10 protein-coding genes are annotated in these 11,899 nt (G+C 71.9%); 9 read left to right on the forward strand and 1 reads right to left on the reverse strand.

Features of this window, described 5'->3' with window-relative positions:
• Window positions 1-11 precede the first annotated feature (11 nt).
• The 3 genes from xylB (at window position 12) to E1262_RS10755 (ending at window position 3,297) form a co-directional block, all read left to right on the forward strand.
• Entirely contained in the window at window positions 12-1,400 is a 1,389-nt protein-coding gene (gene xylB / locus E1262_RS10745; protein WP_132103132.1) for a xylulokinase, read from the forward strand.
• A 98-nt stretch (window positions 1,401-1,498) separates the two neighbouring features.
• Entirely contained in the window at window positions 1,499-2,665 is a 1,167-nt protein-coding gene (locus E1262_RS10750; RefSeq protein WP_132103133.1) for an LLM class flavin-dependent oxidoreductase, read from the forward strand.
• Window positions 2,662-3,297, forward strand: coding sequence for an FMN reductase (locus tag E1262_RS10755; RefSeq protein WP_132103134.1), 636 nt, complete (start codon window positions 2,662-2,664; stop codon window positions 3,295-3,297). Before E1262_RS10750 ends, E1262_RS10755 begins: the two co-directional genes overlap by 4 nt.
• Before the next feature lie 18 nt (window positions 3,298-3,315).
• Here the strand turns inward: E1262_RS10755 and E1262_RS10760 are convergent, their stop codons facing one another.
• On the reverse strand, window positions 3,316-4,551 hold the full coding sequence (locus E1262_RS10760; RefSeq protein ID WP_203453752.1) for an ROK family transcriptional regulator: 1,236 nt from the start codon (window positions 4,549-4,551) through the stop codon (window positions 3,316-3,318).
• A gap of 111 nt (window positions 4,552-4,662) precedes the next feature.
• On the opposite strand from E1262_RS10760, the gene E1262_RS10765 reads away from it, so the two are divergent.
• The 6 genes from E1262_RS10765 to E1262_RS10790 all read left to right on the forward strand — a co-directional run bounded on the left by E1262_RS10765 (window position 4,663) and on the right by E1262_RS10790 (window position 11,863).
• Window positions 4,663-5,805 (forward strand): Gfo/Idh/MocA family protein, encoded by a 1,143-nt coding sequence (locus E1262_RS10765; protein WP_132103135.1) that lies wholly within the window; start codon window positions 4,663-4,665, stop codon window positions 5,803-5,805.
• Window positions 5,802-7,349 carry a sugar ABC transporter ATP-binding protein gene (locus E1262_RS10770; RefSeq protein WP_132103136.1) on the forward strand — a complete coding sequence of 516 codons (1,548 nt, stop codon included), beginning with the start codon at window positions 5,802-5,804 and terminating at the stop codon, window positions 7,347-7,349. Before E1262_RS10765 ends, E1262_RS10770 begins: the two co-directional genes overlap by 4 nt.
• Window positions 7,346-8,563: an ABC transporter permease gene (locus tag E1262_RS10775; RefSeq protein WP_132103137.1), complete on the forward strand. Its 1,218-nt coding sequence runs from the start codon at window positions 7,346-7,348 to the stop codon at window positions 8,561-8,563. The genes E1262_RS10770 and E1262_RS10775 overlap by 4 nt, the downstream gene beginning before the upstream one ends.
• Window positions 8,560-9,612 carry an ABC transporter permease gene (locus E1262_RS10780; RefSeq protein WP_132103138.1) on the forward strand — a complete coding sequence of 351 codons (1,053 nt, stop codon included), beginning with the start codon at window positions 8,560-8,562 and terminating at the stop codon, window positions 9,610-9,612. Before E1262_RS10775 ends, E1262_RS10780 begins: the two co-directional genes overlap by 4 nt.
• A 69-nt stretch (window positions 9,613-9,681) precedes the next feature.
• Complete coding sequence (locus E1262_RS10785; protein ID WP_132103139.1) at window positions 9,682-10,911, forward strand: substrate-binding domain-containing protein; 1,230 nt, start codon at window positions 9,682-9,684, stop codon at window positions 10,909-10,911.
• 88 nt (window positions 10,912-10,999) lie between these two features.
• A complete protein-coding gene (locus E1262_RS10790; RefSeq protein WP_132103140.1) occupies window positions 11,000-11,863 on the forward strand; it encodes a sugar phosphate isomerase/epimerase family protein in 864 nt (287 codons plus the stop codon).
• Window positions 11,864-11,899 lie beyond the last annotated feature (36 nt).

An 11,899-nucleotide genomic window follows, 5' to 3' on the forward strand; every position in this document is an offset into this window, starting at 1 on the left:
ATGATGCGGGCATGACCCTCGTCGCCGGCATCGATTCGTCCACCCAGTCCTGCAAGGTCGTGCTCGTCGACGCCGACTCCGGCGCCGTCGTCGAGACCGGGCGGGCCGACCATCCCGACGGCACCGAGGTCGACCCCCGTGCCTGGTGGGACGCCCTCGAACGGGCCGGCGACGGGCTGCTGGACCGGGCCGCGGCGGTCGCCGTCGGCGGGCAGCAGCACGGCATGGTCGTGCTCGACGACGCCGGCGAGGTGGTGCGCCCGGCGCTGCTGTGGAACGACACGCGCTCGGCCGGCGCCGCCCGCGACCTGACGGCGGAGCTGGGCGGCCCTGCGGCGTGGGCCGAGGCCGTCGGACTGGTCCCGGTCGCCAGCTTCACCGTCACCAAGCTGCGGTGGCTGGCCCGGCACGAGCCGGACAACGCCGCCCGCGTCGAGCGGGTCATGCTGCCGCACGACTACCTCAGCTGGCGGCTGGCCGGCCGGCCGGACGAGGCGGTCACCGACCGCGGCGACGCCTCTGGCACCGGTTACTGGTCCGCCACGACGAACGAGTACCGCCCCGACCTGCTGGAACTCGGCTTCGGCCGGACCATCGGCGTGCCGCGGGTCGCCGCGCCGGCCGAGGTGACCGGGTCGACGGCGTCAGGTGCGGCCATCGCGCCCGGCACCGGCGACAACATGGGCGCTGCACTCGGCCTGACGCTGGAGCCCGGCGACGTGGTCGTCTCGCTCGGCACGAGTGGCACGGCGTTCGCCGTCTCGGAGTCGCCGGTCGCCGACCCCACCGGCACCGTCGCCGGGTTCGCCGACGCCACCGGGCGGCACCTGCCGCTGGTCGCCACGCTCAACGCCGCCCGCGTGCTCACCGCCGCCGCGTCGCTGCTCGGCACCGACCTCGCCGGTCTGGACCGGCTCGCCCTCGAGGCCGAGTCCGGCGCCGGCGGCCTGGTGCTGTTGCCGTACCTCGACGGCGAACGCACCCCCGACCTGCCCGACGCCACCGGCTCGCTGGTCAACCTCACCCGCGCCGCGATGACCCGGCGGAACCTCGCCCGGGCCGCCGTCGAGGGCATGCTCTGCGGCCTCGCCGACGGAGTCGACGCGCTGGCCGCGCAAGGCGTCACCGTCCGCCGCGTGCTGCTGATCGGCGGCGCGGCCAAGTCCGCCGCCGTCCGGACCGTCGCCCCCGAGGTGTTCGGCACGCCCGTCGTCGTGCCGGCGCCGGGGGAGTACGTCGCGCTCGGCGCCGCCCGGCAGGCCGCCTGGGCGCTGTCCGGCGCCGCCACGCCGCCCGCTTGGCCGCTCGAGGTCGAGGCGACGGTCGAGCCGAGCGGCGACGGCGGCAGCGCCCGCGTTCGCGAGGCCTACGCGGACGCTCGCACACGACTGCACGGCTGATCCGGGGCGTGCGACCCTGGAATACGGGCACACACCGGCCGGTTGTGGCGGATAGTTTGGTTGACACGTCAACAGTCGGCGAGAGGGAGTGACGCGAGATGCAGTTCGGGATCTTCACGGTGGGGGACGTGACCACCGATCCCACCACGGGGCGCACGCCCACCGAGCACGAGCGGATCAAGGCGACCGTCGCGATCGCCAAGAAGGCCGAGGACGTCGGCCTCGACGTCTTCGCGACCGGCGAGCACCACAACCCGCCGTTCATCGCCTCAGCGCCGACGACGACGCTGGCCTACATCGGCGCGCAGACCGAGCGGATCATCCTCTCGACCGCCACGACGCTGATCACGACCACCGACCCCGTGCTCATCGCGGAGAACTACGCCAAGCTGCAGCACCTCACCGACGGCCGGGTCGACCTGATGATGGGCCGCGGCAACACCGGCCCGGTCTATCCGTGGTTCGGCAAGGACATCCGCGACGGCATCGCGCTGGCCGTCGAGAACTACGCGCTGCTGCACCGGCTGTGGCGCGAGGACGTCGTCGACTGGCAGGGCCGGTTGCGCACCCCGCTGCAGGGCTTCACGTCGACCCCGCGGCCGCTGGACGGCGTCCCGCCCTTCGTGTGGCACGGCTCGATCCGCAGTCCGGAGATCGCGGAGCAGGCCGCCTACTACGGCGACGGCTTCTTCCACAACAACATCTTCTGGCCGATGTCGCACACGAAGCAGATGGTCGGCCTCTACCGCCGCCGCTTCGAGCACTACGGCCACGGCCCGGCCGACACCGCCATCGTCGGGCTCGGCGGGCAGGTGTTCATGCGGCCGAACTCGCAGGACGCGATCCGCGAGTTCCGGCCCTACTTCGACGTCGCGCCGGTGTATGGTCACGGCCCCTCGTTGGAGGAGTTCATGGACCAGACTCCGCTGACGGTCGGCAGCCCGCAGCAGGTCATCGACCGGTACGCGGCCATGCGCGACCACGTCGGCCACTACCAGCGCCAGCTGTTCCTCATGGACCACGCGGGCCTGCCGCTGGACATCGTCCTCGAGCAGATCGAGATCCTCGGCACCGAGGTCGTGCCGGTGCTGCGCCGCGAGATGGCGATCGGCCGGCCGGAGCACATCCCCGATGCGCCGACGCACGCGTCGCTGGTCGCGGCGGCCGGCGGAGCGCGCGACGCGACCGTGCACGCCGACGACGACGTCACCGGCCGGACGGCCGAGAACGTGGCGGCGACGGAGAACGCGGAGGCCGCCCGATGACGACCTCGCGCCGCATCGCGGTCGTGTCGGCGGGGCTGCGCCAGCCGTCGTCGACGCGGCTGCTGGCCGACCGGATCGCCGACGCGGCCGGCCGCCAGTTCGCCGCCCGCGACGTCGACGTCGACCTGCGCGTCGTCGAACTGCGCGAGCACGCGCACGACCTCACCAACCACCTGCTCAGCGGGTTTCCGAGCGCCTCGCTGGAACAGGCGATCAAGGCGGTGACGACGGCCGACGGGCTGATCGCGGTGTCGCCGATCTTCACCGCCTCCTACAGCGGCCTGTTCAAGACGTTCTTCGACGTGGTCGACGCCGACGCACTCGAGGGGATGTCCGTGCTGCTCGGCGCGACCGGCGGGACGGAGCGGCACTCGCTGGCGCTGGAGCACGCGATGCGGCCGCTGTTCACCTACCTCCACGCGATCGTCGTGCCGACAGCGGTGTACGCGGCGACGTCCGACTGGGGTGCGGAGGACGCCGGCGACGGCGACGGCGCGCCGACGGGGCTGACGCGGCGGATCGAGCGGGGCGCGCGCGAGTTCGCCGAGCTGGTGACCGGCCGCGAGCCTCGTCAGACGGCCGACCCGTTCGCGGTGCCGACGCCGTTCGAGCAGCTCCTGGCCGAGAACTGACGCCCGGCGGCGCGACCCTCAGCTCATCGCCGCGGGCGCGGCAGACATCAGCAGGTCGACCTGCGCGGGTGCCAGCGCGTGGTCGATGACCATGACGGCCGCGCCGATGATGCCGGCGCGGTCGCCGGTGCTGGACTGGACGATCCGCAGATCCTGGGTGGCCAGCGGCAGCGACCGCCGGTAGACGATCTCGCGGACGCCGGCGATGAGGTGCTCGCCGGCCTGCGAGAGCGACCCGCCGATGACGATGACCGAAGGGTTGAACAGGCTCACCGCGGCCGCCAGCACCTCGCCGATGTCGCGGCCGGCCTGACGCAGCAGCTGCAGCGCCTCGATGTTGCCGCCGCGGGCGAGCGCAACGACGTCGAAGCTGGTGGAGGCCTCGATGCCGCGGGCGGCCAGTTTGGCGGCGATGGCCGCGCCGCTGGCGACGGCCTCGAGGCAGCCGGTGTTGCCGCAGCGGCAGACGACGTCGGTGCCGTGCGGCAGCTGGAGGTGCCCCATGTCGCCGGCGGCGCCCTGTGCGCCGCGGTGCAGCCGGCCGTCGCTGATCAGGCCGCTGCCGATACCGGTCGCGACCTTGACGAACATCATGTGCGGCGCGTCGCTCCACGCCACATTGTGCTCGCCCAGCGCCATGATGTTCACGTCGTTGTCGACCAGCGCGACCGCGCCGAACCGGTCCTGCAAGTAGCCCTGCACGTCGAAGCCGTCCCAGCCGGGCATGATCGGCGGGCTGACCGGGCGACCAGTGGAGTGCTCGACGGGGCCGGGCAGGCCGATGCCGACACCCAGCAGGTCGCGGGGGTCGCGTCCGGCCTGGCGGATGAGGTCGTGACCGACGCGGTCGACCCAGTCGAGGACGATCTCGGGGCCGGCGGCTACCAGCAGGTCGTCGGCGGACTGCGCGAGCACTTCGGCGGCGAGGTCGGTGAGGGCCAGCCGAGCGTGCGTGGCGCCGATGTCGGCGGCCAGCACGTACCGCGCGTTGGGGTTGAACGCGAACCGGGTGGGCGGCCGGCCGCCGGTGGAGGCGGCCTTGTCGGCCGGTCCGATGAGGTTGCTCGCCAGCAGGGCGTCGACGCGCTGCGTGACCGTCGAGCGGGCCAATCCGGTCTCGGCCGCGAGCTCGGCGCGCGTGCGCGGCCGGCCGTCGCGCAGCAGCTGGAACAGCGACCCCGCCGAGTACATCGACGTGCCGTCTGGCTGGACGTATGCCGGCCGTGACGTCGTAACGCCTACGCCTTCGAGCATGACACTAGTGAAACACACCAGACTTCCTTCTGTGCAACATCCGCAGATGCGGTAACAGCCGTGCAACTTTTGCTTGACGTACATGCAAAAGTGCCTCTAAGTTCCTCTGCCATGGCAGTGACTCCGATCACAGACCGCGAGGCCGGCAGCGAAGAACCCGTTTCCGCGGCGGGATACCGGGCGGCGATCGTCGGGACCGGCTTCATGGGTCGTGTGCACGCGCGAGCCGTCCAGGTGGCCGGCGGCCGGGTGGTCGGAGCCGTGGGCTCCAGCCCGGAGCGCGCCGCGGCGGCGCAGGGCGAGCTGCAGGCCGATGCGGTCTACGCGAACCTCGACCAGCTGCTCGACCGTGACGATGTCGACATCGTGCACGTGTGCACCCCCAACCACCTGCATGAGCCCGTCGTGCTCGCCGCGCTCGCCGCCGGCAAGCACGTCGTGTGCGAGAAGCCGCTGGCGACGTCCACCCCCGCCGCAGAGGCGATGACGGCCGCCGCGCGGGAGGCCGGCCGGGTGGCCGCGGTCCCGTTCGTCTACCGCTTCCACCCGATGGTCCGTGAGGCCCGCGAGCGGGTCCGCGCCGGCGAGGTCGGCACCATCTTCGTTGCCCACGGCAGCTACCTGCAGGACTGGCTCCTCCACCCGACCGACGACAACTGGCGGGTCGACCCGCACCTCGGCGGCCCGACCCGCGCCTTCGGCGATATCGGCTCGCACTGGTGCGACCTGATGGAGTTCGTGACGGGGGAGCGGATCGCCCGGCTCTCGGCGCAGTCGTCGACGGTGAACAAGCTACGCGGGGTCGAGACGCTGCGCGACGTCACCACCGAGGACGTCGTGATCGTCCAGTTCGCCACGGGGAGCGGCGCGATCGGCTCGGTCGTCGTCAGTCAGGTGTCGGCCGGGCGCAAGAACCGGCTGCTGCTGGAGGTGTCCGGCTCCCGCGGCTCGCTCGCCTTCGACCAGGAGAATCCGGAGCAGCTGTGGTGGGGCGGCCGCGAGCGCAGCAGCCAGCTGGTTCGCGACCCTGAGACGCTCAGCTCGCCGGCCGCCCGGTACGCGCGGGTCCCGGCCGGACACCCGCAGGGCTACCAGGACTGCTTCGACGCGTTCGTCGCGGACACGCAGGAGGCCATCGGCGGCGATGTCCCCGACGGCCTGCCTACGTTCGACGACGGCCTGCGCGCGGCCCGGCTGGCCGAGGCCGTCATGACGTCGGCCCGCGAGCGCGAATGGGTGGAGGTGCCGGAATGACCGCCGAGCCGAGCCCCGCGGGCGCCGCGCTAGCGGGCCCCGCCACGACGCTGCTGCGGATGAGCGGCATCGAGAAGTCGTTCCTCGGCGTCCAGGTCCTGCACGGCGTCGACCTCGACCTGCGCGCGGGCGAGGTGCATGCACTGATCGGCGAGAACGGCGCCGGCAAGTCGACGCTGATGAAGATCCTCGCCGGCGTCTACCAGGCCGACGGCGGCACCGTCGAGCTCGACGGCACCCAGGTCAGGTTCGAGCACCCCCTGCAGGCCCAGCAGGCCGGCGTGTCGACCGTCTTCCAGGAGTTCAACCTGCTGCCGGAGCGGACGGTCGCCGAGAACGTGTTCCTCGGCCGTGAGCCGCGCCGCAACCGGCTGGTCGATGCCGGCCGGATGAACGCCGACACCGCCGCGTTGCTGGACGACCTCGGTCTGACCTGGCTGCGGCCGGAGACCCGGGTCAGCTCGCTGTCGGTGGCCGGCCAGCAGATCGTCGAGATCGTCAAGGCGCTGTCCTACGACGCGCGGATCATCTCGATGGACGAGCCCACCGCCGCGCTGGCCGACGAGGAGGTTGAGTTGCTCTACCGCCTCGTCGCGAAGCTGAAGGAGCGCGGTGTCGCCATCCTCTACGTCTCGCACCGGCTCAAGGAGATCTTCGACCTCTCCGATCGGGTCACCATCCTCAAGGACGGCACGCTGGTCGGCACCGTCCCGACCGCGGACATCACCTCCGACGAGCTGGTGCGCAGGATGGTCGGCCGGCCGATCTCCAGCTTCTTCCCCGACAAACTGCCCGGCACCGAGCCCGGTGACGTCCGCCTGGAGATCCAGGGCGGCGGCAACGAGCAGCTCGACGGCATCGACCTGCGGGTCCGCGGCGGCGAGATCGTCGCGCTGGCCGGGCTGCAGGGCAGCGGGCGCACCGAGATCGCGCACGCCCTGTTCGGCGTCGACCGGTTCACCCGCGGAACGGTCAACCTGGACGGCCGCCCGCTCACCGCGCGGACGCCGCGGCAGGCGGTGCGGGCGGGTCTGGCGCTGGTCACCGAGGACCGCAAGGGTGAGGGCCTGGTGCTCAACCAGACGATCGGCGCGAACGCCCGGCTGGTGCTCGACGCCGTCCTGCCGCGCCGCGCGTCGCAGCGGGCCCGCAAGATCCCCGGCATCCTGTCGTCGCTGGAACTGGTCTCGCAAGGCAGCAGCCAGGAGGTGCGGTTCCTGTCCGGCGGCAACCAGCAGAAGGTCGTGCTGGCCAAGTGGCTGGCCACCGAACCGAAGGTGATCGTGCTCGACGAGCCCACCCGCGGCATCGACGTCGGCGCGAAGGAGCGGGTCTACACGCTGATGCGCGAGCTGTCCGCGCAGGGCGTGGCGATCCTGATGATCTCGTCCGAGCTGCCCGAGGTGCTCGGGATGGCCGACCGCATCGTCGTCCTCCGGGACGGCCGCATCGCGGGTGAATTGACCGGCGGCCCTGGGGACATTGGCGAGGAGACCGTGATGGCTCTTGCCACGGGCCACGACGCCGAAGGGGCGCAGCCATGAGCCGGGCAGTCGCCGTCGCCGGCACCGGCCGGACCACCCGCCGCCGGCTGGGCGCCACCGAGCTGGTGTGGCTGGCGCTGGTCGGGGTCACCGTCATCGGCGCCGTTCTCGTGGCGCTGGACGACCAGAACCTGTTCAGCATCGCCAACACCCGTGACATCCTGAGCCGGTCCAGCCTGCTCGGGTTCGTCGCGATCGGGCAGACGCTGGTGATCCTGTGCCGGTCGCTGGACCTGTCCGTCGGCTACGTCATGGCGCTGAGCAGCCTGATCGCCGCGACGACGATGAACGGCGACCCCGCCCGGGTGCCGCTGGCGATCGGTGCCGTGCTGCTCGTGGCCGGCGCGATCGGCCTGTGCAACGGCCTCATCGTGACGGTGCTGAAGGTCAACCCGTTCATCGCGACCCTCGGCGTCGGCCTCATCATCAAGGGCTACCTCGACACCGAGTACCAGGGCCCGGCCGGTGAGGTGCCGAGCTCGTTCCAGCAGTTCGGCTTCAGCCGCATCGGCCCGGTGCCGGTGTCGACGCTGGTCATGCTGGCCGTCGCGGTCGCTGGCATCCTGTTCCTGCGCAAGACCCGCACCGGCTACCACATGTTCGCCGTCGGCGGCAGCGCGGACGTCGCGCGGCTGTCCGGCGTCCGCACCGGCCGGGTGCTGGTCACCGCGCATGTGCTCTGCTCGATCGCCGCAGGCATCGCGGGCCTGCTCATCGCCGCCCGGTTCGGCACCGGCAGCGCGCTGGTCTACAACTCCGGCTACGACCTGGAGTCGATCGCGGCCGTGGTGCTCGGCGGGACGCTGCTGATGGGCGGCCGCGGCGGCATCGGCGGGACGATCGCCGGCGTGCTGATCCTGGCCGTGCTGGACACCGTCTTCAACATCCTCGCGGTCGACCCGTTCTTCAAGGACGTGCTGCGCGGCACCATCATCGTCGCCGCCGTCGCCATCTACGCCCGCCGGCAGATCGACCGGAAGGCCAGCCGCATCAGGTTCGGGGGTGACGGCGGCAGCGGCGGCTCCGCGCCACCCGAGCCCAGACCCGACCAGCCGGCACCCGAGCTCGACCGCCCCGGAGGGCCGGACGACACCGACCGGCGACCGGGGGCCGGAGGCTCCCGCGAGCCGTCGGTCGCAGCTGACAGCGGACCCGCAGATCAGCAGGGCCATCGTCCGGCCCGACACCTCGACGGAACCGGAGGTGCGCGATGACCGTCACGGCTCCGCGGCCCACGCCGCAGCGCAGCGCCGGCTCCCGCGCCGGCGACCTGCTCTCCCGGGTCTTCGGCGGCGGCAGCGCCACCGTGTTCGCCCTGCTGATCGTCGTGTTCGCGGCCATCTTCATCGTGAACCCGAGCTTCGCCGAGCCGCCATCGCTGATGGCGTTTCTCAAGCAGGCCGCGCCGCTGATGATCCTGGCCATCGGCCAGTACTTCGTCATCGTGTCCGGCGAGTTCGACCTGTCGGTCGGGTCGCTGGTGGGCGCTCAGGTGGTCATCGCCGCTGCGCTCATCGACGGCGAGGAGGGCCGCACGGTCCCCGTCATCCTGCTGATGGTCGGTTTCGGCATCCTCGTCGGCCTGGTCAACGGGCTGATCACGACGCTGCTCAAGGTGCAGTCGTTCATCACGACGCTCGGCATGATGCTGGTGCTCTACGGCGCGATCCGGTTGTGGACCGGCGGCGCTCCCACCGGCGCCCTGTCCGAGGCGTTCCGCCAGCCCGGGCGCGGCGGCATCGACATGGCGGTCGTGCGGCAACTGCCATGGGCGCTGATGATCCTCGTCGGGGTCGTCATCGTCGCCGTGGCGGTCATGCGCAGCTCGTACGGCCGCACGTTGGTCGCCACCGGCGACAACGAGCGCGCCGCGGGATTCTCCGGCGTCCGGGTCTGGCGGGTGCGCACGCTGGCGTTCGTCGTCTCCAGTGTGCTGGCGACGCTCGCCGCGATTCTCATCGGCGGCTACGCCGGTGTCACGGCCCAGGTGGGCCAGGGTCTGGAGTTCACCGCGATCACAGCGGTGGTGCTGGGTGGTGTCGTGCTCGGCGGCGGCCGCGGCTCAGTCGTCGCGGCGATGGCCGGCGCGCTCACCCTCGAGGCCCTGTTCGTCCTGTTCAACCAGCTCAGCATGCCGTCGACCATCCGGCCGGCGGTGCAAGGCGTGATCATCATCGCGGCCGTCGCCTATGCGGCCCGTGAGAGGGCGCGTCCCCGTCACCACCAGGAAGTCCCGTCCCAACCGCAACCGAACGAAGCCTGACTCCGCCGAGGCACGCTTCTCAGCCGAGGCGGCAATGTCACTGTGATCGTCACCCAAGGAGGGGGAACGATGCGCACAACGCGCGCTCTACTGGCGGCGTCGGCGGCCGCAGCGCTGCTGCTAGCGGCCTGCACGACCGACGAGCCGTCCGACACGGCGGCGCCCGACGAGACGGCGGCCGCCAGCGAGCAGCCGGGCGCCGAGGGCGAGGACGAGGAGACGGCCGACGGCGAGTTCTTCGTCCGTGCCGACTTCGACCGTCAGCTGGCCCAGCGCGACGTCGAGCCGGAAGGCGATCCGGCCACCCCGTGGCTGCAGGCGATCGAGCCGGAGTACGTCGACACCGCGCAGTACGCGCAGGACGGCAACACGCTCTGCTTCTCCAACGCCTCGGTCAGCAACCCGTGGCGGGTCACCGGCTGGATCACCATGCAGCAGCAGGTCGAGGTGCTGCAAGCGGCCGGCGAGATCGGTGAATTTCGAGTATCCGACGCCGCCGACGACGACAACAAGCAGATCTCCGACATCCAGGCGTTCATCGACGCCGGCGACTGCAACGCGATCATCATCTCGCCGTCGACGACGGCCACCCTCACCCCCGCGGTCGAGGCGGCCTGCGCGAGCGGCGTGCCGGTCATCGTGTTCGACCGCGGCGTCAACACCGACTGCATGGTGACGTTCATCCACCCGATCGGCGGCTACGCCTACGGCGCCGACGGCGCGGAGTTCCTGGCCGAGAACCTGGAGCCGGGCTCGACGGTGCTGGCGCTGCGCATCCTGCCGGGTGTGGACGTGCTGGAGAACCGGTGGGCGGCGGCGCAGGAGATCTTCGCCGACAGCGAGCTGGAGGTGCTCGGTGACGAGTTCACCGGCGGCGACGGCGCGGAGATCAAGAACATCGTCACGCAGTACCTGCAGCGTGGCGAGGTGGACGGCATCTGGATGGACGCCGGTGACGGCGCCGTCGCGGCCGTCGAGGCGTTCGAGGACACCGGCAACGACTACCCGGTCATGGTCGGCGAGGACGAGCTGAGCTTCCTGCGCAAGTGGCAGGAGACCGGCATGACGGCGATCGCGCCGGTCTACTCGAACTTCCAGTGGCGCACGCCGATCCTCGCCGCGACGATGATCTGGGCCGGCGAGCAGGTGCCCTCGGAGTGGGTGCTCCCGCAGGACCCGATCACCGAGGAGGACCGCGACGACTTCCTCGACCGCAACGCCGACATGCCCAGCCTGCACTACGCGAAGTTCGGCGGCGAGGACCTGCCCGGCTTCCCGTCGGCGTGGCAGGACCGCTGACACATCGTCCGGCCTGACACCGCCACCCGCCGACCGTGGAGCCGCAGCCCACGGTCGGCGGGCACGGCGGGGAGAGGAGCTCCGATCGATGACCCGACGCTTCGGGGTCAACACCTGGGTGTGGACGTCGCCGCTCACCGACGCCGCACTGGCCGAGCTGGCGCCGCGGATCAGCGGCTGGGGGTTCGATGTCGTCGAGCTGCCGGTCGAGAACCCCGGTGACTGGGACCCCGCGCGGGCGGCGAAGGTCCTCGGCGACCACGGCCTGTCGGCGGCGGTCGCCCTGGTGATGGGCGACGGCCGCGAGCTGGTCGAGACGGACCCGGACACCGTCGCCCGCACCCGTGACTACCTGCGGCACGTCGTCGACGTCGCCGCGACGGTGGGCGCGCCGGCCATCGCCGGGCCGGCGTACGCGTCGGTCGGGCGGACCTGGCGGATGACCCCGGCCGAGCGCGCCGCCCGGTACGCCGAGCTGCGCGACGGCCTCGGCCCGGTGGTCGAGCATGCCCGGGCCGCCGGCGTCACCGTAGCCGTCGAACCCCTGAATCGGTACGAGACCAGCCTGATCAACACAGTCGACCAGGCGCTCGAGGCGCTCGAGGGGCTGCCGGCCGACGGCATCGGCCTCGCGTTGGACGTCTACCACATGAACATCGAAGAGCAGTCCATCACCGGCGCGATCGGGCGGGCGGCCGGCCGCATCGCACACGTCCAGGTGTGCGCCAACGACCGCGGCGCGCCGGGTGCGGACCACCTCGACTGGCCCGGCATCGTCGCCGCGCTGGATGCGGCGGGCTACACCGGCCCGCTGGTCATCGAGTCCTTCACCGCCGACAACGCGACGATCGCCACGGCGGCCTCCATCTGGCGGCCGCTGGCCGCGAGCCAGGACGCGATCGCCGTCGACGGCCTGTCCTTCCTGAGGGGAGTGGTACCGCAGCACGCCTGAACCAACCACACACGTACGACCGCCGGCGCCGGCACG

This window comes from Jiangella aurantiaca, assembly GCF_004349105.1.
Classification (GTDB): domain Bacteria; phylum Actinomycetota; class Actinomycetes; order Jiangellales; family Jiangellaceae; genus Jiangella; species Jiangella aurantiaca.